The sequence below is a fragment of the Xenorhabdus sp. BG5 genome (assembly GCF_015163665.1).
Lineage (GTDB): Bacteria > Pseudomonadota > Gammaproteobacteria > Enterobacterales > Enterobacteriaceae > Xenorhabdus.
Window position 1 is genome coordinate 68,864 of the sequence record NZ_JADEUG010000009.1, and the last position, 26,503, is coordinate 95,366.

At 45.4% G+C, this 26,503-nt stretch carries 15 protein-coding genes and 2 pseudogenes; 11 read left to right on the forward strand and 6 right to left on the reverse strand.

Going from position 1 to position 26,503, the window contains the following annotated elements:
- The first annotated feature begins 8 nt into the window (after positions 1-8).
- The 6 genes and pseudogenes from IQ209_RS06910 to IQ209_RS06935 all read left to right on the forward strand — a co-directional run bounded on the left by IQ209_RS06910 (position 9) and on the right by IQ209_RS06935 (position 15,439).
- Positions 9-8,573 carry an amino acid adenylation domain-containing protein gene (locus IQ209_RS06910; protein ID WP_339378925.1) on the forward strand — a complete coding sequence of 2,855 codons (8,565 nt, stop codon included), beginning with the start codon at positions 9-11 and terminating at the stop codon, positions 8,571-8,573.
- A 48-nt stretch (positions 8,574-8,621) separates the two neighbouring features.
- Positions 8,622-9,896 (forward strand): enterobactin transporter EntS, encoded by a 1,275-nt coding sequence (gene entS / locus IQ209_RS06915; protein WP_193850236.1) that lies wholly within the window; start codon positions 8,622-8,624, stop codon positions 9,894-9,896.
- A 279-nt stretch (positions 9,897-10,175) separates the two neighbouring features.
- Positions 10,176-13,298: an autotransporter outer membrane beta-barrel domain-containing protein gene (locus IQ209_RS06920; RefSeq protein ID WP_193850238.1), complete on the forward strand. Its 3,123-nt coding sequence runs from the start codon at positions 10,176-10,178 to the stop codon at positions 13,296-13,298.
- A 331-nt stretch (positions 13,299-13,629) separates the two neighbouring features.
- Positions 13,630-13,824, forward strand: coding sequence for a hypothetical protein (locus IQ209_RS06925; protein ID WP_193850240.1), 195 nt, complete (start codon positions 13,630-13,632; stop codon positions 13,822-13,824).
- Between the two features lie 101 nt (positions 13,825-13,925).
- Positions 13,926-14,084, forward strand: a pseudogene (locus tag IQ209_RS06930) (branched-chain amino acid transport system II carrier protein); the annotation flags it as partial.
- A 41-nt stretch (positions 14,085-14,125) separates the two neighbouring features.
- Positions 14,126-15,439, forward strand: coding sequence for a sodium-dependent transporter (locus tag IQ209_RS06935; RefSeq protein WP_193850243.1), 1,314 nt, complete (start codon positions 14,126-14,128; stop codon positions 15,437-15,439).
- Between the two features lie 210 nt (positions 15,440-15,649).
- Here the strand turns inward: IQ209_RS06935 and IQ209_RS18255 are convergent, their stop codons facing one another.
- Together IQ209_RS18255 and IQ209_RS18260 are read right to left on the reverse strand one after the other, a co-directional pair.
- Positions 15,650-15,913 carry a hypothetical protein gene (locus IQ209_RS18255; protein ID WP_228005753.1) on the reverse strand — a complete coding sequence of 88 codons (264 nt, stop codon included), beginning with the start codon at positions 15,911-15,913 and terminating at the stop codon, positions 15,650-15,652.
- 12 nt (positions 15,914-15,925) lie between these two features.
- Positions 15,926-16,132, reverse strand: coding sequence for a hypothetical protein (locus tag IQ209_RS18260; RefSeq protein WP_228005754.1), 207 nt, complete (start codon positions 16,130-16,132; stop codon positions 15,926-15,928).
- Between the two features lie 104 nt (positions 16,133-16,236).
- Here IQ209_RS18260 and IQ209_RS18745 point away from each other — a divergent pair.
- Positions 16,237-16,381, forward strand: a pseudogene (locus IQ209_RS18745) (tyrosine-type recombinase/integrase); the annotation flags it as partial.
- Positions 16,382-16,653: 272 nt separating this feature from the next.
- On the opposite strand, the gene queA reads toward IQ209_RS18745, so the two are convergent.
- Complete coding sequence (queA, locus tag IQ209_RS06950; protein WP_193850246.1) at positions 16,654-17,727, reverse strand: tRNA preQ1(34) S-adenosylmethionine ribosyltransferase-isomerase QueA; 1,074 nt, start codon at positions 17,725-17,727, stop codon at positions 16,654-16,656.
- 118 nt (positions 17,728-17,845) lie between these two features.
- Here queA and IQ209_RS06955 point away from each other — a divergent pair, with 118 nt between their 5' ends.
- The 3 genes from IQ209_RS06955 (at position 17,846) to ggt (ending at position 21,163) form a co-directional block, all read left to right on the forward strand.
- Positions 17,846-18,433: an ACP phosphodiesterase gene (locus IQ209_RS06955; protein WP_193850248.1), complete on the forward strand. Its 588-nt coding sequence runs from the start codon at positions 17,846-17,848 to the stop codon at positions 18,431-18,433.
- Positions 18,434-18,615: 182 nt separating this feature from the next.
- Entirely contained in the window at positions 18,616-19,218 is a 603-nt protein-coding gene (locus tag IQ209_RS06960; RefSeq protein ID WP_193850250.1) for a peroxiredoxin C, read from the forward strand.
- 184 nt (positions 19,219-19,402) lie between these two features.
- Positions 19,403-21,163, forward strand: coding sequence for a gamma-glutamyltransferase (gene ggt, locus IQ209_RS06965; RefSeq protein WP_193850252.1), 1,761 nt, complete (start codon positions 19,403-19,405; stop codon positions 21,161-21,163).
- Between the two features lie 100 nt (positions 21,164-21,263).
- On the opposite strand, the gene brnQ is transcribed toward ggt, so the two are convergent.
- The 3 genes from brnQ to phoB all read right to left on the reverse strand — a co-directional run bounded on the left by brnQ (position 21,264) and on the right by phoB (position 24,982).
- Positions 21,264-22,607, reverse strand: a complete 1,344-nt coding sequence (gene brnQ / locus IQ209_RS06970) for a branched-chain amino acid transport system II carrier protein (RefSeq protein ID WP_193850254.1) — start codon at positions 22,605-22,607, stop codon at positions 21,264-21,266.
- Between the two features lie 355 nt (positions 22,608-22,962).
- On the reverse strand, positions 22,963-24,273 hold the full coding sequence (phoR, locus tag IQ209_RS06975) for a phosphate regulon sensor histidine kinase PhoR (protein WP_193850256.1): 1,311 nt from the start codon (positions 24,271-24,273) through the stop codon (positions 22,963-22,965).
- Positions 24,274-24,292: 19 nt separating this feature from the next.
- Positions 24,293-24,982, reverse strand: coding sequence for a phosphate regulon transcriptional regulator PhoB (gene phoB, locus IQ209_RS06980; protein WP_193850259.1), 690 nt, complete (start codon positions 24,980-24,982; stop codon positions 24,293-24,295).
- 291 nt (positions 24,983-25,273) lie between these two features.
- Here phoB and sbcD point away from each other — a divergent pair, with 291 nt between their 5' ends.
- A complete protein-coding gene (sbcD, locus tag IQ209_RS06985) occupies positions 25,274-26,491 on the forward strand; it encodes an exonuclease subunit SbcD (protein WP_193850261.1) in 1,218 nt (405 codons plus the stop codon).
- Positions 26,492-26,503: the final 12 nt, after the last annotated feature.

Below are 26,503 nucleotides of genomic sequence, written 5' to 3' on the forward strand. Positions count from 1 at the left end.
AATTAAACGTGCCCAATGTATTGCCATGTACTGAAATTAAGTCAGTCGATTTAACGTTGCCACTCGTCGCTGCTCAGCCTGGAATTTGGGTGGCTGATCAACTTGCCAACCGCCGTAATGTGTTCACCATTGCGCATTATATTGAAATTAATGGGAGACTGGATCGCGCCCTATTTGATGCCGCTATTCGCCAGGGATTGGCTGAGGCTGATACCATTCACGCGCGCTATTTTGTTAATGAAGAGGGAGAGCCTGTACAGCAAATTCCTGCCTTCTGTAATGCACAGCAAGTAATTGCTCCTGAGTGGTTTGATTTCTCTCATGGACAAAGCGAAAAGGGAGAAAGTCGATCACAGGAATTAATGCGAACAGATCTGGCTGCTGAGTTACCCGCCGATGGAGAACGTCCTCTATATCGGCAAGTGATCATGCAGGTTGATGCTCAACCAGAGCGCTGGTACTGGTATCAGCGTTTTCACCATCTTATGTTGGATGGCTTCAGTTTTGATGCTCTGACTCGACGCATTATTGATATCTATAATGCATTCAGCGCAGGTCGCCAGCCAACTGAAAATCCTTTTTGTTCCTTTGAATTAGTCGTCAAAGAGTATCAGAGCTGGGAGCAATCCTCTGCAAAAGCAGAGTCAGCTACGTTCTGGCGAAAGCATACCCGTGAACGAGGTGTTGCTGTTTCACTTTCCACTGAAAATATTGTTAATAATAACAATGTGTTACCTCTGCATTATCATTGTCATTTTCCACTTACTCAGTTTGTTTCAGTAAGGGAGGATGATTTATTGCGGCAATTCCAGCCAGCTGAAATTGTGATGGCTGCACTCTGTCTCTATTTCTCTCGCATGAGTGGAGAAAAACATCTGTCGATTGGTTTTCCTTTTATGCGGCGTCTGGGATCACAAGCGCTTTGTGCCCTCGGCCCCGTGGTCAATCTCTTACCGCTGCAAATAAAATTGCAAGACAGGATGTCCCTGGCAGAAGTCGCAAAAGCGTTTGTGGATGAAATGAAGCAAGTGCGTCGTTACCAGCGATATGAAGCCGAACAACTGCGTTGTGATCTGGGATTATCCGGTAGCAACAATGCGCTTTATGGGCCTGTTTTCAATTACAAAATCTATAATGAGGCATTGAAACTAGACGGAAAATCCATCAAGACGCATACACTCGCGATGGGGCCAGTAGATGATTTAGAGTTTGAATTATGTTGTTATGATGATCAGCTTCATCTGACGCTGATTGCGAATCGAAACAAGTACAGTGAACAAACACTCCAGTGGCATGGTGAACGGATCAGCTATTTGTTGAATCAATTGATTATGCAGCCGCAGCAATCTATAGCCTTCATCCCACTGATTCCACCACCAGAACAGCAACGGCTTGATAGCTGGTCATGCGGGCCGAGAACTCAGCCGTCTGTAGATAGTGTTTCTGTACTGGATCTCTTTTTGCAACAGGTTGAACAGCAGCCTGATGCTATCGCGATACGTTGTCACAATGAACAGCTGACTTACCATCAATTGATGGTAAAAGTGATGCAACTTGCACGTTTCTTGCTATTACAGGGAATGGGGGCTGAGGATGTAGTTGCCATTGGCATTCCTCGTTCAGTGGATTCAATTATTGCTATTTTAGGCGTCTTGGCCAGCGGTGCAGCTTACATCCCCCTTGATCTCGATTATCCGCAGGAACGTTTGCAGTTAATGTGTGACGATGTTCAGCCAGCCTTGCTGATCACTCACTTGACTACACGGGAACAAATGCCCGAAACGTTTAAAGCCATCTGTCTGGATGATCCGCAGATAGCGACGCAGTGTTCCCGTTTATCCCCGTTACCCGTCACAGACGAAGAACGCCGCGAAAAACTGCGCGGTGAACACTTGGCTTACATGATCTACACTTCAGGATCTACCGGTAAGCCAAAAGGGGTGATGAGCACACATGGCGGATTGCTGAACTTATTAACTTCCCATGCAACGCATTTATTTGGGCCTGCCATTGAGAATTTTTATCGGCAACATGGCCGACGAGCACGCGCAGGGCATACTGCGTCTTTCTCCTTTGATTCCTCTTGGGAGCCACTGTTTTGTATGATCTTAGGCAGTGAACTCTATATTTTTGATGAGGAACTGAGGCGGGATGCGTGGGGCGTGGTACAGCAGATGAATCTGCTACCGATTGATATCATGGATATTACGCCTTCCTTTTTGATCCAACTTATCGATAGTGGGTTGTTGGAAAAAGGTAATCACCAACCTGCCTTTATTATGATTGGTGGTGAGGCTGCTACGCCACGGTTATGGGAATTACTCAAACAGCAGCCGCAAATGGATATCCACAACTATTATGGCCCCTCAGAATATACGATTGATACGCTGGGAAGCAGTATTCGGCTGGCCGATCAACCGGTGATTGGACGTCCAGTTGCTAATACCGATATCTGGCTTTTAGACCGTTACTTACAACCCGTGCCAATAGGTGCAGCGGGAGAATTGTATCTCTCTGGCGCAGGTATCGCCCGTGGGTATTTGCATCGCCCAGGGATGACGGCAACACGTTTTGTCGCTAACCCATTCCGTCATGGCGAAGTAATGTATCGCAGTGGTGATCTTATGCGTTGGCGCCCTGATGGATTACTTGAATTTATTGGCCGCGTGGATCATCAGGTTAAAGTACGAGGTTTTCGCGTTGAATTAGGCGAAGTAGAAAATGCTCTGGTTGATTTGCCGGAAGTCAGTTCTGCGGTTGTGATTGCTGAACCTATCGGCGCAACATATCGGTTGGTGGGGTATTGTGCTGTACCTGATGAGCAACAACGTGCTTTACCTAATATCTCTGTTCTGCTGTTGGCGGCACTGGCAAAGAAACTGCCTGATTACATGGTGCCTTCCCTTTTGATGGTATTGGCAACCTTACCTATTTCGATCAATGGCAAAATAGACCGTAATGCATTACCCAAACCACAGCAACTTCCATTGCCAGTAGGCAGAAAAGCGGAAAGTGAGCAGGAAAAATCCATTTGTGAAGCTTTCTCCAGCTTGTTAGGTGTGCAAGAAGTCAGTGCAGATGATGATTTTTTTGCGCTGGGGGGAGACAGTATTTCTGCGATGGCGCTGGGAACGCAATTGCGTCGCCTTGGTTGGCAGTTACGTCCACGGGATATTTTCAGTGAACGTACACCTGTGCGCATGGCGTTGAAGATGACGCCTATTGCCATTGTTAAACCTGCTTCTACACGCATGCAGAAGGGGGCGATCGATAGCCTGCCTATTTTACATTGGGTTGCTGAGTCTCATGGCATTAATACCCGTTTTGTCCACGGTGTATTTATACATGTTCCGGCAGAATTGCAGCCGCAACACTTATCACAAGCATTGGTGGCCTTAGAGCAAGCGCACCCTGTACTGCGCGCATTGACTCGTGATGGTCGGCTGATTGTAGGTGAGTCTATTCCGTTATCCAAAACCGCTCATTACAGCCTATGGCAAGATTGCGAAGATATTGAAGCTTGTGCTGAGCAAGCTTTCCACGATGCCGTTATGCGTTTGGAACCTGCAAGTGGTCAATTATTCCATGCTTGTTTATTACAACATAACGGTGTGTCTAAAGGATTAGTGCTTGTTATTCACCATCTGGCAACAGATGGTGTTTCGTGGCGAATAGTATTGGATGAGTTACGTCAAGGCGTAGAAGCAGCAATCGCCGGTCAGCCCGTAGTTTTGCCGGCAGAAGAATACACTTTGTACGATTGGAATGATTATCTGCGCCAAAATCTGCCACAACGTGTAACTGAATTGCCTTTTTGGCAACAAATGCTACATGAAAAAACACCCCTTTTAGGGCAGCGTTCGCTGGATATACAGCGGGATCGCCAAATGACCTCCTGCAAGCAGCGAACATTATTGAGTGGCGAACAAACGGCCGCATTATTAGGGATATTGCCAAAGCAATACCACGCGAATATTGAAGAAATTTTATTAACAATGTTGGCAATGGCTTGTTATCGTCGTTTTAACGTCAATAAGTTACGCTTCCAGTTAGAATCTCATGGCCGCATTGAATTCGATCAAACAGGCGATTTAGCCCGCACTGTTGGCTGGTTAACCGCTGAATATCCAATAGTGGTCAATTTACCGCTAACAGGAGAACACCAACCTGCGGAAATAGTCAGGGCAGTGAAAAGCGTTCTACGTGCAGTGCCCGATCGGGGGGTCGGTTATGGCTTACTACGCTACCTTGATCAAACAGGGCGGGAAATACTGGCAACGCAAGAGACACCAGAGATCTTATTTAATTATCTGGGGCGCTTTGTCGAGACAGATCACTTATGGGCCCCACGACGAACTAAAAATCTTTTCCGGGATGCTTTTGCGGTTTATCAAGATCCCGCAATGTCTCTAAGCCATAGCTTGGAAATTAATTTGTTTGTGGATGAGCAGGGCAACATGCCACAGTTGGTGATTAATTGGCAATGGGTTGATGGTATTTTCAGTCACCAAGATATTGCGGAATTACATCGCGGCATGGCGTGTGCGGCTGATTGTTTAATCCAATTTGCCAGACAGCAGCCTTTACAAGCTATAGCAACGTTAGTCGCCGCAGAAACGGGGCTATCAGATATCGAGGAGAACGATCTCACTCAATTGACTGAGCGTTATGGTCCACTATCTGCCGTATTACCGTTACTACCACTACAACAGGGGTTATTATTCCATGCACAGACAGCGACCGCGCAGGGTAGCTATAACTCATTGACACGTCTTTCCCTGTTCGGGTCATTGTCTGTTACTGAGTTACGTCAGGCTCTGTCAGTTTTAGTTCGGCTTCATCCTCAGATTGCTGCGAAATTTGATACTGAACAATACCTCTCTCCACTGCAATTGATCCCCATCATTTTTGATGACAAAGATTATTGGACAGTTGATTTCCATCAACTGCCTGAGTTGACAGTGGAAGAGGAAGAAGCAGCGTTACAAGAACTGGAAAAAGCAGAACTCACGCGGAACCTCTTTCAACAACCAGCAGCGATGTTACATGCATTGCTGGTACGTCACGGTAAAAGCTTACGCCATACGCTATTGCTAAATGCTCATCATCTGATCGTTGATGGTTGGTCAACGCCTATTCTGGTTCGGGACCTTTTGACTTTGTTGAATCAAGGAGAGCAAGCCTTGCACAAACCTGAGTTACGTTATCAAGACGTAGTTCAGCAATTATTGGCGCGTGAGACGGAGCCTTCCCGTCAATGTTGGCAACAGGTATTGAACGGTGTTCAACCAACATGTTTATTCGGTGAACAACGCCATGTTGGCGAGGTTAAAGAGCTTGAGATATTACTCGCACCAGAAATGGAACAGGCATTGACTGACTTGTGTCAGCAACGTGGTTTAACGCTCAATACGCTGATGCAAGGCATTTGGGCGTTGCTATTGAGTATACAAAGCGGCTCATCTGATGTTGTTTTCGGCTCTCCTGTATCGGGACGGTTTGGGCAGATTGACGGGTTGGATCAGCATGTCGGACTGTTTAGTAACACCTTACCCGTTCGCGTTATTTTGGATATGGAGCAACCACTGTTACCTCAACTAGAACAGCTACAGGCACAACAGATCCAATTGATTGAACATGACAATATTGGTCTGGGCGAGATTCAGCGAATTGCAGATACTGGCACGCTTTTTGATACTTTATTGGTGGTTGAAAATTACCCTGATGTGGAACAGGACAAAGGGAATAACGAGAATATTGCAGGCATCATCTGCCAAAATATCAATAACCGTGGTTATACCCATTACCCTTTGACGTTACTGGTATTGCCGGGTAAGCGTCTGCGTTTATTAATGGAATATCGTGAAAGCGTTAAACAGCCTGATTATTTGGCTCAACGCATATTGTTCTTGTTCCAACAATTAATTGAACGGCCAGAGGTTGCGCTGTGGGAGTGGGGCTTACAATCTGCCGATGAAGCCGCACTAATTGAGGAAGTTAATAACACTTATCATGATATTCCTGCCAAAACACTTCATCAGACTGTAATTGAGCAGGCAGGCAAAACGCCTGACGATCTGGCGTTGTTGGATTGTCATCATCGTCTGACTTACCAGCAAATGCGCCTTCAAACTCGGCTGTTGGTTGATCGTCTAATTGATGCGGGTGTACAGGCAGGGGACATTGTTGGGGTTGCATTATCACGTTCGGTTCGGCTAAATCTGGCGTTACAGGCGATTCTGGAAGCAGGGGCGACATGGCTGCCTCTTGATATCGGCTATCCTGATGAACGCTTAACCATCATGCTGGAAGATGCGCAACCTCGATTAGTGATTACAGAAAGTGAGTATCAGGCACGTTTTGTCCATCAGGCATCGTTGTTGCTGCTGGATAAGCTGGCAGATGAAACACAAAAGCCTATCCATCCTGCCGCCAATGTGACGCCTGAACATGCGGCATACATTATCTATACCTCTGGCTCTACAGGGCGGCCAAAAGGCGTGGTAGTGAGCCACCAAGCCATTGTTAACCGTTTATTGTGGATGCAGGATGCTTATTCATTGACGACAGATGATGTGGTATTGCAGAAAACTCCCTGTAGTTTTGATGTTTCTGTATGGGAGTTTTTCTGGCCGTTGATGACCGGTGCTCAGTTAATGATGGCACCACCGGAAGCGCATCGCGATCCCACACGCCTTCGGCAACTGATTGATGATTACCACGTCACGACATTGCATTTTGTGCCATCAATGCTGGCAACTTTCATTGATTCTTTCGCGTTACAAGAACAAGAAGCCCCTTTCTGCCGTAGCTTGAGACGTGTTTTCTGTAGTGGAGAAGCCTTGTCCTGTGAACTGGCACATCGCTATCAAATGCTGATTACTGCACCTTTGCATAATCTTTATGGGCCAACAGAGGCGGCGGTGGATGTGACATGGCAACCTGCGTTTGGTGAGGCATTGCAGCGTTGCAGTAGCGCTGGTGTCCCTATCGGTCGGCCGGTATGGAATACCCAATTACGTATTTTAGATCCTTGGTTGCGCCCTGTTCCCATTGGGGTGGCGGGTGATCTTTATCTCAGTGGGATTCAGTTAGCCACAAACTACCTGAATCGAGCTGATTTGACAGCCAGCCGTTTTGTGGCCGATCCGTTTACATCGGGTGAGCGGATGTACCGAACGGGGGATATTGCCTGCTGGTCAGAAAACGGTGAGGTTGAATACCTTGGACGCAGTGACGATCAATTAAAAATACGTGGTCAGCGTATTGAACTGGGTGAAATTGAACAAGTGTTACTGGAACAGCCAGAAGTCGCTCAGGCCGCGGTTGCTGCACGTGAGTTGGGGCAGTCAAATCAGGCAATTGAGAATGTTGATGCGCGTCAGCTAATTGCCTGGGTGATCCCGCAATCAGGTGTGATATTGGATATTGCAGCACTGCAACAAGCAATGATGAAACGATTGCCTGCTTATATGCTGCCGGTCAGCTATGTAATACAGGAAAAATTTCCCCTGAGTGCCAATGGAAAATTGAATCGCAAGGCACTCCCGATGCCAGAGAAATTAACAACAGGCAGGTTACCGCAGGCGGGTTTGGAAAGTCAGCTAGCTAAGTTGTTCGCAGAAATTCTAGCGTGCGACATTGTTTGGGCTGATGATGATTTCTTTGCTTTGGGAGGACATTCGTTGCTGGCAATGCGTTTGGCAGCCGAAATACATCGACGCCTTAATCTCCGTGTTTCAGTCGGTCATATTATGGTCGCGCGAAGTGTAGAAAAATTGAGTGCACTACTGGTGGATGAACAGAAGAAAAATTCGGCCGAAAACGGCGGAATAGGTGAAGTCTTACCGTTGAGGGAAGGTACGGGGCCAGCACTCTTCTGTGTGCATCCAGCGTCAGGTTTTGCCTGGCAATACAGTGGGCTTTTGCGTTATCTGGAGGGAGACTGGCCGATTATCGGCTTACAATCTCCTCGTCCTCACGGTGTCATTGCTGACTGCGACAGTCTCGACGCAATGTGTACACGCCATTTGGCGACTTTACGAAATATCCAACCTCATGGGCCTTATTACTTGCTGGGTTATTCTCTGGGAGGAATGTTGGCCCAGGGAATGGCTATCCGTTTACAGCAAGAAGGCGAGGAAGTTGCTTTTTTGGGATTGTTGGATGCTTATCCTCCAGAAGGTCAGGATTGGGGTGGGTTAAGCGAAGAAGAAGCCAAACAAGAAATTGCCCGTGAACAGGCTGAGTTTATGGCGGCTACAGAAGATGAACATGATCCGCAACTGCGTAAGGAAAAGCAGGCCATGTTTGAGGATATCGTGGCTAACTATCGAGACGCTGTCCGCAGTTTATTATCCGCTGTTAACCAGAAATATGATGGCGAAGCTACGTTGTTTGTCGCTACCCGAACATTGCCGCCTGAGTTGGATGTCGAGGAGACATGGGCTCCTTGGATTCGCCATTTACGGATTTATCGGCAAGATTGTGAACATGCAGATATCCTTTCTCCAGGTCCATTGAAACAGTGGGGTCCGCTGCTCAATAACATGTTGAAAAAACGTCGTACTTAAGCTTGCAGCAATTGACTTTATCGTATTTAACGAACCGTATGGAACATTATGGCTACTTCATCAATTTTTTTGGATTTTAGTTTACTTAAAAATAATGCCCATTTTCGCGCTATCTTTATTGCCCGTATGTTATCTGTCTTTGCATTAGGGATGCTGACGGTTGGTGTGCCTGTCCAAATGCAGTTTCTGACAGGATCTACCTTACAGGTAGGAATTGTGGTTGCACTGGACGGAGTCGGTATGTTCATCGGGTTAATCTTAGGAGGAATACTGGCTGATCGTTATGATAGACGTAAACTCATTTTGTTTGCCCGTGGCACCTGTGGTCTCGGTTTTGTCGCTCTGAGTGTTAACGCATTCCTGGACTCTCCGTCCCTGTATATGCTCTATTTTCTTTCTGTTTGGGATGGTTTTTTTGGTGCGTTGGGGATGACGGCATTAATGGCAGCCATCCCCAATTTAGTCGGGCGGGAGAATCTGGCGGCGGCAGGCGCCTTGAGCATGATTACTGTTCGCATCGGTGCCATTATTTCACCGGCATTAGCAGGGATTATTATTGTTGCTGGTGGGCCAGGATGGAACTTTGCCGTGGCAGCCATCGGTACATTAGCCACATTGTTACCCCTGATGAGGCTCCCTGAAATGAAGCCCCAACCAAGTAAGCAAGAGCATCCAATCAGTGCGTTGATAAGCGGAGTGAAATTTGTTTGTCAGCATAAAATTGTGGGCAGTGTCATATTGGTAGGGATGATGATCAGTATCGCAGGAGCCGTGCGTATTCTGTTTCCTGCCTTATCTCAGGAAGTCTACCACCAAGGGCCGTCAGCAACGGGGCTGATGTATTCTGCTGTTCCTCTGGGAGCCATGATCGGCGCTTTTACCAGCGGCTGGATAGGACGAAGTGCTCGGCCTGGTGTTCTGCTTGTTATATGTGCTCTGTGCTCCTTTATCACGTTATCCATGCTAGGGATCGTGACCAATATCGTTCTGGCATTACTTGTGTTGGTTTGTTATGGATATTTGAATGCATTTGCATCCTTGCTGCAATTTACCCTTGTTCAGAGTCATACACCGGATCATTTATTGGGGCGAGTGAACAGTTTTGTCACTGCTCAAGATGTTACTGGCGATTCTTTGGGGGCATTGGGATTAGGTTTTATGGGCCGTTTGTTATCACCAGTAATCACCGCTTTTTCGTTTGGCACTTTTGCTGCACTTACCTGCTTGTTGCTTGCAGCAGTAGTAAAACCTTTACGTCATTCTACTCTGCGTGACAGAGAAACAAGCACCTTAGAACAGGGGCTCCAGCAAGATGATAATTAATTGAAACTAGGGTTATACCCATCGTCTTTCAAGATGCGTCTGACATCTCCCCGCGTAGCGGGGAGATGTCAACAATCACATTGATTTGCAAGCTGCAACTTGAAATTCATTGGGTATAACGGAAATACAGAACGATTTCAATGTATCAAAATAACGCCATAACATGGAGTGTTATGGTGCTGTTGGAATTTGTGAATATAAAGGCTAATTAAATGTGGCATTTTATAAAAAAACATAAGAGCTGGTATTTTTGCAAATCAACAATGGATGGTGACTAAAATGAATAAGAGATACAGAATACCTTGGAGCCCCCTGACTTCCACGCGTTTATCAGTCAAAACCCAACCACGAGTGCTTTATCACGCTATAGCTTGCTGTTTGGCTGCGGCCAGCGCAGGTGCCTATGCAGAAAATTATGTTGAAAAAGGACGGATTGGCAATCCTGCCAGTTGGCGTTCCAGTGAGTTTTCGGCCCAATGGGGGCTGAGTGCAATTCACGCTGATGAAGCCTATGCCAGAGGCTATACCGGTAAAGGGATCAAATTAGGTATATTTGATCAGGCAGTTTATGCCAAGCATCCTGAGTTTATGGGAAAAGATAAGGTCACCAATTTAGTGACTTCTGGGATACGTGAATATACCGATCCCTATATTCCGGTGAAGAAAGGTGATTCATTTATTTATGATGGCACGCCGTCCGTGGATAGGTACGGGAGGCTAGGAACACATGGTGTCCATGTTGCAGGTATAGCGGCGGCTGACCGAGATGGCAGAGAGATGCATGGCGTGGCCTATAACGCCCAAATACTCACTGCGGATAACGGCGATCCCGGCCCTGAAGATGGCATTATCTTAGGTAATGATGGTGGTGTTTACCAGGCGGGTTGGAATGCACTGAGAGACAGCGGCGCTCGTATCATTAACAATAGCTGGGGGATTGGTATTGATAGGGAGCTTGAGAGAGGCGGGAAAGATCCGAATGCAGCCCATTTTACCTTAGCAGAAGCCCAGCAGCAGTTTGATGAAATCAAACCGATTTTAGGCACTAAACCTGGTGGGGCATATCAAGGCGCAATTGATGCTGCCCGCAGCGGTATTGTGACAATTTTTGCTGCGGGCAATAGTAATAACTACAGTAATCCAGATGCTATCGCGGGCCTGGCCTGGTTTGTGCCAGAGATTGCACCAAACTGGTTGACAGTCGCGAGCTTGCAACAAGATCCAAATACGACCAATAGCGAGCCTTATTCCATCAGCAATTTTTCCTCCCGCTGTGGTTATACTGCCAGTTTTTGCGTTAGTGCGCCCGGTAGCGGGATCTATAGCTCAATTATTAAGGGAACTGGAATCGATGATATTACTACCGGTTATGACAGTTATAGAGGGACTTCAATGGCTGCACCACATGCTGGTGGTAGTATTGCGGTATTGATGGAGCGTTTCCCCTATATGAGCGGCGATCAAGTCACCTCCGTGCTTCGTACTACGGCGACTGATATGGGAGAAAAGGGCATTGATGAGCTTTACGGCTGGGGATTGATCAACCTCGGTAAAGCAATAAATGGCCCTGGCATGTTCTATACCGCAGAAGATATTCCTGAAAAATTCCGCATTCCAGATCCTGACGGAGTCGCCTACGGCAAGGGGCAGTTTATCGCTGATATTCCGGGTGTTGGCGCTGTGCTCGATAAGGGTAAACTGACTGAACGCATCTGTGATGCTGATCAGTGTGCTCAGGATCAATGGAGCAATGACATCAGTGGTCATGGTGGATTAATCAAACAAGGTAAAGGTGCATTGACTCTCAGTGGCCAGAATACCTATTCTGGTCCAACTCTGGTCAAACAGGGATTACTGAACGTTAGCGGTAGTGTCTCTTCTGGCGTTTCAGTAATGGAAAGTGGCACCCTTGGTGGGAATGGTACGGTAGGGGCGCTCAATGTGCAGCGTGGCGGTACGGTAGCTCCCGGTAACTCTATGGGTACGCTTAAGGTTACCGAAAAAATGACCTTTGAACCCGGTTCACATTACGCTGTTGAAATCGCTTCCGATGGGCGCAGTGACAAAATTCAGGTTGAAAGAAATGCACAGCTCAATGGCGGAAAGGTTACCGTTTCCCTTGAGAATACGGTTAACTTACTTTCTTTTGAAGATGTGCGAAGCCTGAGTGGTCAGCAATACACTATTCTTAGTGCGAAGCAGAATATCAATGGTCGCTTTGATGGCGTCGTCCCAAATTATCTCTTCCTTGGCACTGGATTGTCTTATCAGCCTGATGAAGTCAATCTCCATGTTGGGCGTAATGAAACGGCTTTTGTCGATTTTGCTAAGACACAAAATGAACGTGCAGTGGCTGTTGCCGCTGATACCCTTGGCATGGGTAATCCGGTTTACGAAAGTATCTTAACCACTCGTTCTGCGGAGCAAGCCCGCTCTGCGTTCCGTCAGCTTGATGGGCAAATTCACGCTGATATCGCGTCTCAGTTGGTTAATGACAGCCGTTATTTACGTGATACCTTGAATTCTCGTTTGAGTCAGGCTGAAGGCCGTTCATCTTCGCCCGATATTCATGGAGACAATAACGGTGCGTGGGTTCGGCTGCTTGGTGCATGGAGCCACGCTTCTGGTACAGCGAATGCGATGGGTTATCAGGCTTCCAACTATGGTTTATTCCTTGGTGCGGATGCGCTTATTGATGAATACAGCCGTCTTGGTGTCGCAACGGGTTACACCCGTACTTCCCTTGATGGCGGTAACAGTGCTACTGCTGACAGTAATAACTATCACCTTGCCCTTTATGGTGATCGTCAATTTGGTGACTTTGTTTTGCGTGCCAATAGCGGGTTCACGTGGCACCGTATTGATACCAAACGCTTTATCAGCTATGACAGTCAGCGTGACAGTGAGAATGCCAAGTACAGTGGGCGAACTGCACAATTATCCGCTGAACTTGCTTACCTTCTGCCGACAGAGGCTGTGAATTTGGAGCCATTCATTAACCTGGCTTACATCAATTTCCGCAATGAAGGCATTAATGAAGACGGTGCTGCTGCCGCACTTCACGGTAACAGCCAACATACTGAAGCAACTCTCTCCACATTGGGATTGCGTGCCAATCATAGCTGGCAGGCTGCATGGGGTTCTTCAATTACCCTAAATGGAGAATTAGGTTGGCAACACCAATACGGTGAGCGTGAACGGGCAACAGGATTATCGTTCCGTGGCAGCAACACAACATTTGTGACTCGTAGCGTGCCTGCCTCTCGTGATGGTGTGGTGTTAAAAGCTAATGCGGAGATGAGTGCAAGTAATAACGTCTCATTTACGCTTGGCTATAGTGGATTGCTCTCCAGTAGTCATCAGGACAATAGTATGAATGTCGGTTTTAGATGGCAATTCTGATGACAGTTGGGATGTAAATATTCGATAAAATATGTGGAGTCAGTAATGCTGGCTCCACCATATTTGTGTGGTGAATATTTTTTATGGTTTTCTTGTGGTGTATTAAATGCCATTTCTATTAATGTCCTTTCTTGAATGTCCTTTCTATTAATGTCCTTTAATTTTTATTCTCTTAATTAACGCCATAATTGAAGAGTCTCATTTGCACTTCATGTTGGTGTAACTATTTTCAGTAATACCAAATATAGGTATTAATTTTCCGTACCTCGAGTTGTTTTTTAGCAGGGGCGACAGCACAGCCTGTCAGCTCGATTGCGATTGCTGAAGTTGTGTGGCTGGCGATTCAAGCGACTTCCAAAAAATGGACCATGCCGATCCAAGATTGGCGTCTTGCCGTGGGGTATTAAATATGCTCAGCGAACTCTTCTCTGTTAATGCGTTAGGTTATAACGAAGATAATATCTTTGATGTTACCACTATCATTCTGTATCTTGCGAATATCAGTGAATATGATGCTTATCACTGATTGTTAAATCAGAATCCAGTTTCGCCAATGGAAATTCAAGAGGTTGTGATAGTTACTATTACATTCGCAATTATTTTTAATACAATAAGTTAACAATTATTATGACATACCGTTTATCATCTAAAGATATTTGGGCATTGAGCTGTATGGCCTTTGCCCTATTCGTCGGGACAGGAAATATCATCCCGCCTATGGTTGACCTGCAAGCGGGTGAGCATGTTTGGCGTCCTGCTGCTGGTTTTTTGCTTACAGCTATGGGGCCAGATACATATGCTAACACTGTATTTATTCGGGGGTTAGCATGAGTCAACAATGGACATCCCGTCTGGGGCACATATTAGCAGCAACCGGATCTGCCGTTGGCATTGGTGCCATCTGGAAATTCTCATATGTTGCAGCCACAAATGGTGGTGGCGCATTTCTGATTGTATTCTTATTGTTTAGCTTTGTGATTGGATTGGCAATTCTATTAGCCGAAAACATGCTAGGAAGTAGTACGAGTGAAGTCGCCGTTAATGCGTTTAAAAAAACACTGGGTAAACACTGGGGATGGGTTGGCTTTATCGGCATATTCAGTTCATGGTGTATCTATAGTTTCTACAGTGTTGTCGGCGGTTGGACCATAGGCTACACCGTCATGGCGGCTACGGGAAAGTTGAATATTACGGACATCTCTCAACTGACATCTATTTTCACCAATTTCATCAGCAATCCGTGGTGGCCGATAATCGCACATCTGGTATTTTCAGGGCTAACTTGTTTCGTGGTATTATCCGGTGTGCAAAAAGGGTTGGAAAAATCAGTTAAGGTCATGATGCCGTTATTGTTTTTTATCATGATAGTGTTAATTATTATCGGCATCCGCTTACCCGGTTCATCAGAAGGGCTAAAATTATTCTTATACCCAGATTTTAATAGTTTGACCGGAAAAGGTGTTTTAGATGCTTTAGGGTTGGCATTTTTTTCACTGTCTATCGGATTAGGTATTCATATTACGTACAGCTCCTATTTACCGAATAATAAAGGTATTAGTAGATCGAGTATCTGGGTTGTCATCCTTTCCTGTCTGGTTTGCGTATTGGCTGGCCTGATGATTTTTCCTGCTTTGGCAGCTGCTGGTTTAAAACCCAATGCAGGGCCTGGCTTAACGTTTATGACAATGCCAATTTATTTCGCCAGCCTTCCGGGTGGTTCAATCTTGGCAGTGACTTTCTTTTTATTGTTATTAATGGCGGCACTGACCTCAGCAATTTCATTACTTGAGCACATTGTTGCCTATTGCCAATCGCGCTTTAAATGGTCACGTCGTAAAGCAAGTTTAAGAGTGACGGCATCGATTATGTTAATGGGGATCCCTGTTTCCTTATCTTTTGGACCTCTAAGTGATATTACATTAGGTGGAAAAACCATCTTCGACATGCTGGACTTCATTACGTCCAACGTTCTAATGCCATTGTTCGGCATTATCATTTGTCTCGCATTTGGCTGGTCCCATAAGGTCAATGCACTAATACCGGATAATATGTCATTACGGAAGCGTCAGTGTTTACGGTTTATATGGCGATATGTCGGACCTTTATGTATTGGGGTAATTTTGGTACACGGACTGATTTGATTATGTTAAGTATCATTTTTCATCCGTTTTTATTGGATAGAGAATGATGCTGCAATGTTGTAACACTGCTACAATTTAGGTAAAAATTTAAACGGGCGAGTTTATCCACCAAAACCGCCCGTTAGCCATCATCAAAATGCCTGAAATCGATTTTAATTCCCCTAACGCACTCAAATGGTTGATAAAAAATTTCATATAGTAACGCGATGCTCAACTTTGACATCCTATAACGTTGGCTTGTTGAAGCCAGTCGCGTTGACTTTTACCTTGTTGAAAATTGGCAAAAATTCCCAAGGTGTGAGAAAGAAGTTTTCTCGCTATTCGATTACTCAAATGCCATAAATCCCGTGCCCAGCACATTTCGATAGCAAATTGCCCAGCGAGTTGACCAATGACGGTTTCAATTAAACGCCGTTTAGCATTAATGCGCTTTTTCGTCTCTCTGCCTGCGGATGGGATTATCCGTATTGGCACGCACTGGCGTTATCATTTCGATGCCTGCGTTCTTATTTCCTGTTTAAATTCAACACATAAATACCCTTTATCACCGAGAAAATAGCCTTTTATCGAGCCGATCACATCCCAGGTCGCTTCACGCTCACTGACATTGGTGGGCGTCAGCGTAAACCCCGTTACCACGCCAGTTTCATCTACCCAACAAAACACCCAAACGATAAAATCTTGCTGTGACATAGCCTTTTGTTCCTTTATTTCCCTCAGTTTGGTCACTTAAAGTTATAAAGGTCTGGCTATGTCATTTCAACTCACCTCGAAAGTCGAGCATCGCGTGAAAATAAGGAATTGATAATTTCAGATTTCACGACCTGAGACACACATGGGCGAGCTGGCATGTTCAAGACGGGACGCCTCTGATGGTTCTGAAAGAAATGGGAGGATGGGAGAAATTGGAAATGGTCAATAAATACGCACACCTAAGTGGTGGATATTTAGCCAAATATAGCGGTGCTGTCACATTTTTGACACAGCCCGATAATTATGACAGCCAGCAACAGCACTTAAGGCTAGTAACTGGCTGATTTTAAATGTTATTTAAATGTCATTAATCAGCCATTTTCTCCAAGACATCAGAAAAACAGTCTGATGCTATGTTTAGACGCCATTCAAATCAGCGAAGCCGAAATGAAAAGTATTTTGATTTTAAAATCTTTTATTGCAAAGCATTTAATCTATATCAGCACCGTTTCTTGCGGTACTCACTCTTCTGATATCCGTTCTTTTGCGGCCATTTTATTGCGATTAATAAACATTGCATCACCATAACTAAAAAAGCGATATTCTTTTGCTACCGCTTCTTTGTAGGCGTTCATGGTATTCTTATAACCGGCAAACGCAGAAACCAGCATGATAAGTGTGGATTCTGGCAGATGGAAATTGGTGATCAGTGCATCTACAACCTGATATTCAAACCCAGGATAGATAAAGATTTGGGTATCATCACAAAATGGCGCAATAATCCCATCCTGACAAGCTCTTGCGGCACTTTCCAGTGAACGAACCGATGTTGTTCCTACAGCAATCACCCGATTACCACGCGCTTTACATGCCAGTACAGCATCCACGACATCCTGTGGCACTTCTGCATATTCGGCATGCATCACATGATCTTCGATGGTTTCCACTCGCACAGGCTGAAAAGTGCCGGCACCAACGTGCAGGGTGACAAAGGCCATTTCAATGCCTTTTTCTCGCAAGGCAGCCAAAAGAGGTTCATCAAAATGTAATCCGGCAGTCGGTGCAGCCACGGCTCCTGGACGTTCACTGTAGACTGTCTGGTACAATTCACGATCCGCATCTTCATCAGGACGAGCGATATAAGGCGGCAAAGGCATATGACCAATCTGCTCCAAAATAGTCAACACATCACGCTCATCATCAAAACGGATTTCAAACAACGTATCATGACGCGCCAGCATCGTTGCCTTAATGTTCTCCGCTTCACCGAGGATAAGTTCAGCACCTTCTTTCGGTGCCTTGGAAGCACGAACGTGAGCAAGCACTCGCTTATTATCCAACATCCTTTCGACTAAAACTTCCAACTTTCCCCCCGTCGCTTTACGGCCAAACAGGCGCGCGGGGATAACGCGGGTATTATTGAAAACTAATAGATCACCGGCTTCCAGCTTATCCAGCACATCAGTAAAAACACCGTGTGCCAGCTTGCCTGTTTCACCATCAAGGGAAAGCAGGCGGCAAGCACTTCGCTGTGGCTGGGGATAGTGAGCAATCAGCTCTTCTGGCAGTTCAAATGTAAAATCAGCGACACGCATTTTATCTGTATCATTCAAAAAAACAGGCGGACTAGTCTAGTGCTGCAAGCGTAAGGGTGCAACAAAGAAGCATCGGGTTTAACTATTTACGGTGCACTCTTTACGGTATACTCTCGCTATGAATTTTCTCGCACACCTTCATTTAGCTGCATTAGCGGAAAGTTCCTTACTGGGAAATTTGATGGCGGATTTCATCCGCGGCTCACCAGAAGGCGCATTCCGTTCTGATATTGTAGCGGGTATCCGTATGCACCGTCGGGTAGACAGCCTGACGGACAAGCATCCACTTGTCCTGAAAGCTCGCAAATTATTTCGCCCCGAATATCGGCGCGTTGCCCCCATTACCCTTGATATCATCTGGGATCATTTTCTTTCTCGGCATTGGGACAAATTTGAAAAAAAATACTCCCTGGTCGAATTTGTCAATCTTGCCCGCAACACTATAGAGCCTCATCTCGCTTCAACCCCTGAAAAATTTCAGGAACTGAACAACTACCTCTGGTCACAAAACTTATTCATCCGTTATACCGATATGTCATGCATCGCCAATGTCTTGCAGAGCATGGCACGCAGGCGCCCAAAATTATCCGCATTGGCAGGATCGTATCAGGATATAGAAAATCATTACTTTGATTTTGAAGCACTATTTTTCCAGTTCTATCCAGAAATGATGGCACTAGCAACAAATAAGCATCTACTTGAGTAGCAACTATCTTGAACTTTTCATAAATAGTTTTATCTTATGTAGTCTAAAAGGAATTAAAAATAACTTATTAATAGGCAAAACCTATTATAGCGATTGGTATTTTATCCTTTATTGCTATACCCTAATTCCTTATGCTGTAACCCATTTTTACATAACACCTTTTAAAATCACAGGAGTCAATTATGGTTTTAGTAACCCGCCAAGCCCCTGACTTTACAGCTGCCGCAGTTCTCGGTAACGGTGAAATTGTTAATAACTTCAATCTGAAAAAACACCTGAATGGCCGTGCTGCTGTTATTTTCTTCTGGCCAATGGATTTCACTTTCGTCTGCCCTTCTGAGCTGATTGCTTTCGATCATCGCTATGAAGAATTCCAGAAACGTGGTGTTGAAGTTGTTGGTGTCTCCTTCGACTCTGAATTCGTTCACAACGCATGGCGTAAAACTTCAATCAGCGAAGGTGGCATCGGCGAAGTCAAATATCCAATGGTTGCTGACATCAAACGTGACATCATGAAAGCTTACGGCATTGAGCACCCAGAAGCTGGCGTTGCTCTGCGTGGTTCTTTCTTGATTGACAAAAATGGTGTTGTTCGCCATCAAGTCGTTAACGATCTGCCACTGGGCCGTAACATCGATGAAATGCTGCGTATGGTTGACGCTCTGCAATTCCATGAAGAGCACGGTGAAGTTTGCCCTGCACAGTGGGAGAAAGGCCAGGAAGGTATGGGCGCTTCACCTGAAGGCGTCGCAAAATACCTGACCAAAAACGCTGACAAACTGTAATCCCGTTAGGATTCAATCTGTTCATAACTTTATGTTATGAAGCATTCCAAACCAGCCGCCTATCGGCTGGTTTTTTACTTTCAAAAATCCTGAGCTTTAGATAAGGTAAATTGCGTATTCGCAACAAAAATACCACAAAACGTCAAATCAATTAACAGTTGACCTATCCTCAGGAGAACAACACATGTTCAAAGCATGGAAAATACCCCTTATCGCTGTATCCCTGCTTATTTCTACTCCTCTTTATTCTGCCACTGAGCCGGCTGTTGAAGCTAAACAAGGCATGGTTGTCAGCTCACAACGCCTTGCTTCACAAGCTGGCATCGATATTCTCAAAATGGGTGGGAACGCCATTGATGCCGCTGTTGCCGTCGGATATGCTCAGGCCGTGGTGAATCCCTGCTGCGGCAATATTGGTGGTGGTGGCTTTATGACCATCCATCTCGCTAATGGAAAAGATACTTTCATCAATTTCCGTGAAACAGCCCCTGCCGCCGCTAACGCTGATATGTATTTGGATAAAGATGGAAAAGTTATCAAAGGTGCCAGCTTGTATGGTTATAAAGCGATTGCTGTACCAGGCACAGTCATGGGATTTGAAGCGGCATTGAAAAAGTACGGCACATTAACTCGTGAACAAGTCATGGCACCCGCTATCAAACTGGCGCGCGAAGGCTATATACTGACCCGTGGCGATACCGATATTCTGAACACCACAGTTAAGCGTTTCGCTCAAGATCCAGAAGCTGCCCGTATTTTCCTGCGCAAGAATGGCACGCCGTTCGAACCAGGGGACAGGCTCATCCAAACCGATTTAGCCAACACGCTGGAAATGATTGCCAAACATGGGCCTGATGCTTTTTATCACGGCAAAATTCCCCAATTAGTTGCAGAAGCATCAAAAAAATCAGGCGGAATTATTACCGCGGCGGATTTCGCCAATTACCACATCACAGAGACAACCCCCGTCACCTGTAGCTATCGAGGCTACAAGTTTATCTCTTCTCCACCTCCCAGCTCTGGCGGAGTGACATTATGCGAGATATTAAACATCATTGAAGGCTACGACCTTAAGTCTATGGGATTCAATTCCGCTGCTTATATTCATACATTGACAGAAGCCATGCGCCACGCCTATATGGATAGAAATACCTATCTGGGCGATCCCGCCTTTATCAACAACCCGCTTGATCGACTGTTGAGTAAAAGTTACGCCGAATCGATCAGAAAAGAGATTCAGCCCAATAAAGCCACTCCATCGGTAAATATTCAGCCAGGCATTGGTCCCCATGAAAAACCGGAAACGACCCACTATTCCGTGGTAGATAAAGAAGGAAACGCGGTATCAACAACTTACACCATCAATGGACGCTTTGGTGCTGGGGTGATTGCACCAGGAACTGGTTTTTTCCTCAACGATGAAATGGATGACTTCACAACTAAAGTTGGTGCGAAAAACCTGTATGGACTAGTGCAAGGAGCAACCAACTCAATCGCCCCTGGTAAGCGCCCACTATCATCAATGAGTCCAACCCTCGTGACCAAGGATAATAAAATCTTTCTGGTTTTAGGCTCTCCGGGAGGCTCACGCATTATCTCCATCACTTTACAAACTGCACTGAATATCATCGAATTCAATATGCCGCCACAAGAAGCCGTCAATAGCCCACGGATCCACCATCAGTGGTTACCTGACGAAGTCTATTATGAGCAACGTGGCTTATCGAAAGACACCTTAAACTTACTGGAAAAAATGGGCTACAAAATGGTGGAACAGACCCCTTGGGGAGCAGCAGAATTAATTATGATTGGATTGCCGGGTGCCGCTGGTGTGACGCCACAATCCTCAGGCAACGATTCAGCCGTATCAGGTATTGTTCGTGAAGGCTACATCTACGGTGCCAACGATGCACGGCGACCTGCTGGTGCCGCCATTGGTTATTAATCCAGCACAAATCAACAAAAAAGGTGGGCTGTTTTCAGCAGCTCACCTTTATCATCTTATAACATCACTTATCCATGTTTATCATGAACAGACTTCATTCCTACTTCTCTTCAGGCTGCACTTCATACTTTGGGAGCTTTACGACGCCTCCTACGACGCGGTCATAAATAGCGCATACAACAATCGCCAGCACAGTAGGCAGTAACCAAGCCAAACCTTGATCCGCTAATGGCAGATGCTTCGCCCACTTAGGCAGTAAATGGGTGAAGTACTCAGAAACTTTTATGGCATCCAAAACCCCAAACAGCAAACTAATAGACATGGCAGGAGCCAAAATACGTGTGCAGTTATTCCACCAATGGATTGTAAAGCTCAGTAATATCAGCACGATACAGGGAGGATAAATGGCAGTCAGTACGGGAAGTGAGAACTTAATCAAATGGCTTAAGCCCATGTTAGAAACCAACATGGAGAATGTGCCTAAAATCAGCACCAGAGTACGATAGGATAATGGCAAATAACGGCTGAAAAACTCAGAGCAAGCACACGTCAAGCCAACAGCAGTCACCATACAAGCAACGAAAATCAATACCGCGAGGAAGAAACTGCCGTAGTTACCAAAAATGCTTTGGACATAGGCGTGCAAAATCGCAGCCCCATTATCTGCGGTAGGCACTAATGTGCCACTGCCTTCCCCAAGTTTGAACAAAGAGAGGTACACCAGCGTCAAGCCAAGACCGGCAATCACGCCAGCCCACATAGCATAGCGTGTCAACAGGGAAGAAGCCGCAACCCCTCTGGAACGGGCAGCGTTAACAATAACAATACCGAATACCATTGCAGCCAGTGTATCCATTGTCAAATAGCCATTGACAAAGCCATTTGAGAACGGAATTTCCCGATAAGTTTCAATAGCAGGAACAGGGCCACCTGCTGGCCACAACACCGCCGCAATTCCCAAAATGGCTAACGCTACGATTTTGATTGGAGCCAATATATGGCCAACACTATCCAGTAGTTTGCCCGGATACAACGAAATCAGCACCACGAGTGCAAAATAGAGCACACTATAGATAAATAGAGGAAGATCACCGGTTCCAGTAAGTGGTGCAATACCCACTTCAAAAGAAACCGTTGCAGTCCTGGGAGTTGCAAACAGGGGGCCGACAGCTAAATAGCAGACAGTTGCCAGAATCAGACCCGCAGTTTTTCCAATCGGTATGCTGAGTGCTTCAATGCCCCCACCCACTTTTGCCAACGCGATGACGGTAATGACTGGCAAGCCAACAGCGGTTAGCAAAAAGCCGGCTGCTGAGATCCAAACGTTCTCTCCTGCCTGCAAGCCAACCATAGGCGGAAAAATAATATTTCCCGCACCAACAAACAAGGCAAAGGTCATAAAACCTAATGCCCAAATATCTTTAGATGATAAACGGTATGCCATAATGATTGTTAATGTATTATTGTCAAAAGAGATGCATCTGCGACATTCACTATCGCAAGCACTTGAATTTTCACTGGCGAGACCGAATTCTGATTTAACAGTCAGTGATCGATATAATATTCACTGATAATCGCAAGATACAGAATGATAGTAGTAATAACAGCTAGAATCGCCAATAACTGCCCCCAAGTAAAACTTTTATAGCGCTAAAAGGCAAGTGTAAAACCAAAAACCAGAACAATGTTCTGAAGTGGTTTTTAAAATCAGTTATTATTGTTACCTATCATTGAATACACACTATATGATTTGTTCATTTTCTGTTCGTGCGCATTTTTTGTTCATGCTAATTAATAAATCATGTTCTTACAAAATTGTTTTTGGCAGTGGCAATAAGCCGAGGCGCCAATAAAAAGCTAAAAACTGAGCCCTTCCCTAAAGTACTTACAATATCAAGATGAGTATTGTGGTGATGCAATGCATGTTTCACTATCGCCAAACCTAACCCATTCCCCCCAGTTTGACGTGAACGGGCCCGATCGACGCGATAAAAACGTTCTGTCAGACGTGGTAAATGTTCCACGCTAATCCCACCGCCATTGTCTTTCACTTTGAACAGTGCGCCTTGGGAAATATTTTGCCAATTCACTTCAATCCTTGTACCCGGAGGAGTATGTCTAATGGCATTATAAACAAGGTTGGACATTGCACTGCGTAGTTGTTCTTCATTACCAAACACTTTCAGCTTTTCATCAATATCAAACACAATATCATACTGTCCATTTCCCAAGGTTAACGCTTCCCGTTGCAATGTTTTCAATATGTTGGGAACATCCACGACTTCATTTATGTTCACTTGTGGCCCCCCTTCAATTTTGGAAAGATGCAGCAGTTGTTGCACCAAACCATCCATCCTTCGTATTTGCTCCCGCATCGTACCGATAATCTTTGGGTTCACTTTATTGTCGAACGCCTGATCTTCCATCATTTCCAGATAACCTTGCAGTACAGTAAGAGGGGTTTTGAGTTCATGACTCACATTGGCAAAAAAATCCTGTCTGGCATTTTCCAATTGCCGTTTTTGGGTGATGTCGCGCGCGACCATCAATAATTGTTTCTCAGAATAAGGCATAATGCGGAACTCCATCATATTGCCATTATTCAATTCGATGGACAGAGGGTGGGAAAAATCATTCGCGGTAATATAACGGCTAAAATCAGGATAGCGAAGCAAGTTGAAAATATGCTGACCATTGTCGTCAGGCCAGCGGAACCCAAGTAAATGCTGTGCCAGACGATTACACCAAAAAATATTGCCCTCCGTGGTCATTATCACAATGGCATCCGGCAACGATTCAGCCCCACTACGAAAGCGCTTGATGAGTAATGCGAGTTCACGACGTCGTTTGCGATTGCGTTGCTGCAACTGATAAATACCATAAAAGATAGGTTCCCAGCCGCCACGACCAGCTGGCGGTAACATATTGCGATCCAGCCATAACCAATCGGATAATTTCAGCAAATTATAGCCATGCCATATCAGAGCCAAAAATAGCGCGATAACCAGCAGCCATGCCAATTGACCGATAAAAAAAGACAAAATGACAGCGGGCAAGCAAAAAAGCACAAGTCCCCATACTAACTTTTTCCAAGATAAACGCTCAAGCACGCGACCTTACTCCAAACAGTTAATAGCGGGTAGAAAAGCGATAACCTGTACCACGCACCGTCTGTACCATCCTGGCGTGACCCCCTATCTCTAACACCTTACGCAAGCGTCGAATATGCACATCAACCGTACGATCTTCCACATAAACATTTGTTCCCCACACATAGTTGAGTAGCTGTTCACGACTATAAACACGCTCAGAATGAGTCATAAAAAAGTGGAGAAGTTTGAATTCAGTTGGCCCCATATCCAAATCTTGTCCATGACTGGAAACGCGGTGGGATGATGGATCCAGAATCAATCCATCCATATCAATAATGTCTTCCGACTCTATAGGTGAAATGCGACGCAAAACAGCCTTAACCCTGGCAATCAATTCCTTAGGTGAAAAAGGCTTCGTGATATAGTCATCTGCACCGACATCTAAACCACGTACCCGATCTTCTTCTTCCACCCGAGCCGTGACCATAATGACAGGGATCGCCTTCGCGTTATTATCCCGCTTCATTTGCCGGATAAGTTGTATCCCGGAACCGCCTGGCAGCATCCAGTCCAATAATACCAAATCAGGATAAGGTTCAGACAAACGTCTTATTGCTGTATCGTAATCTTCGGCTTCAATGGCTTCATAACCGTTTTGTTCCAATGCAAAACAAACCATTTCACGAATCGGCACTTCATCTTCAACTACCAAAATGCGTTTAACCATGGTTAATCCCGTTAATATCATTAAGGTTAGCGGCTTTTACTGCAAATATTATGAGTCAATTTTATGACACTTTTATGAAATTCTTTATTTCTCAATCATCAAGAGTCAAACTGGTTCGCAAAGAAAATCTTGCACCTTTGTTATATTTCACTATGGATGCGAAGTCGCTCGAAAATTCAGTAAAGGATGTCGAATTGCACAGGACATTCCTCACGCTGCCATTATAATTAGCCCCTGCAACAGATAAGAAGTCACAGGTAAGAAAAACATTCGGGCAACGGCGGGAAAATCATGAGAATTATTCACACATCTGACTGGCATCTTGGCCAATATTTCTTTACTAAAAGCCGTGCCGCTGAACATAAACACTTTTTGCAGTGGCTGATTGAAAAAATCGTGCAGCATCAGGTTGACGCGCTGATTATTGCTGGCGATATTTTTGATACCGGTTCTCCTCCCAGCTATGCACGTGAACTTTATAATCAATTTATTGTGGCACTACAGCCCACAGGCTGCCAACTTGTCATTCTCGGTGGAAACCATGATTCCGTTGCCACACTCAACGAATCAAAATCCCTTCTCTCTTACCTGAATACGACTGTGATTGCCCATGCTGAAATCGAAGATATAACACAGCAGATAAAGATCCTGAATAACAGAGAGGGTCTTGCAGGAGCAATTCTCTGTGCCATTCCCTATCTGCGTCCACGGGATATCATCACCAGCCAGGCGGGGCAATCTGGCGCACAAAAACAACAGGCGCTACAGGATGCTATCACCGAACACTACCACAGACTCTACCAGCAAGCCTGTGCATTACGAGAACAGTTCGGCCAGCCATTACCGATTATCGCCACTGGTCACCTCACTACGGTAGGCGCTTCCACTACGGATTCCGTTCGCGATATTTACATTGGCACATTAGAGGCTTTCCCCGCACAGTCATTTCCTCCTGCTGACTATATTGCACTGGGGCATATCCACCGCCCGCAAGTCATCGGTAAATCAGAGCATATCCGCTACAGCGGTTCCCCTATCCCACTCAGTTTTGATGAAGTGGGACAGGAGAAAAGTGTCTGCTTAGTGGACTTTAAATCAGGCAAACTCGATAACATCACACTGTTACCGATCCCACATTATCAGCCTATGCAGTTTATTCGTGGTAATTTGAAACAAATCGAAGAGCAATTACACTTTTTCAAGGAATATCAAGGAAAGCGCCCGGTTTGGCTGGATATTGAAGTCGCAACCCAGGATTACCTGCCCGATATCCAAAAACGCATTCAAGCCCTAAGTGAAGGCCTGCCTGTTGAAATTATCTTGCTACGCCGCAGCAAAAGCGCTCGCCAACTGTCACTGTCTGCACAAAATAAAGAAACACTTACTGAACTGAGCATCAATGAGGTCTTTGAACGTCGTTTAGCACTGGCTGAAATCGACGATCCCGCGCAAAAACAACGCCTAACTACCCTGTTTAAACAAACGCTGGATGATATTTCTCAGCAATAATCTGAAGAGAAC

What these genes read in the sequence shown, in the direction of transcription:
- entS (WP_193850236.1), top strand. Translation starts at nt 8,622, where the DNA reads ATGGCTACTTCATCAATTTTTTTGGATTTTAGTTTACTTAAAAATAAT.
- IQ209_RS06920 (WP_193850238.1), top strand. Translation starts at nt 10,176, where the DNA reads ATGAATAAGAGATACAGAATACCTTGGAGCCCCCTGACTTCCACGCGT.
- IQ209_RS06935 (WP_193850243.1), top strand. Translation starts at nt 14,126, where the DNA reads ATGAGTCAACAATGGACATCCCGTCTGGGGCACATATTAGCAGCAACC.
- IQ209_RS18260 (WP_228005754.1), bottom strand. Translation starts at nt 16,132, where the DNA reads ATGTCACAGCAAGATTTTATCGTTTGGGTGTTTTGTTGGGTAGATGAA.
- queA (WP_193850246.1), bottom strand. Translation starts at nt 17,727, where the DNA reads ATGCGTGTCGCTGATTTTACATTTGAACTGCCAGAAGAGCTGATTGCT.
- IQ209_RS06955 (WP_193850248.1), top strand. Translation starts at nt 17,846, where the DNA reads ATGAATTTTCTCGCACACCTTCATTTAGCTGCATTAGCGGAAAGTTCC.
- IQ209_RS06960 (WP_193850250.1), top strand. Translation starts at nt 18,616, where the DNA reads ATGGTTTTAGTAACCCGCCAAGCCCCTGACTTTACAGCTGCCGCAGTT.
- ggt (WP_193850252.1), top strand. Translation starts at nt 19,403, where the DNA reads ATGTTCAAAGCATGGAAAATACCCCTTATCGCTGTATCCCTGCTTATT.
- brnQ (WP_193850254.1), bottom strand. Translation starts at nt 22,607, where the DNA reads ATGGCATACCGTTTATCATCTAAAGATATTTGGGCATTAGGTTTTATG.
- phoB (WP_193850259.1), bottom strand. Translation starts at nt 24,982, where the DNA reads ATGGTTAAACGCATTTTGGTAGTTGAAGATGAAGTGCCGATTCGTGAA.
- sbcD (WP_193850261.1), top strand. Translation starts at nt 25,274, where the DNA reads ATGAGAATTATTCACACATCTGACTGGCATCTTGGCCAATATTTCTTT.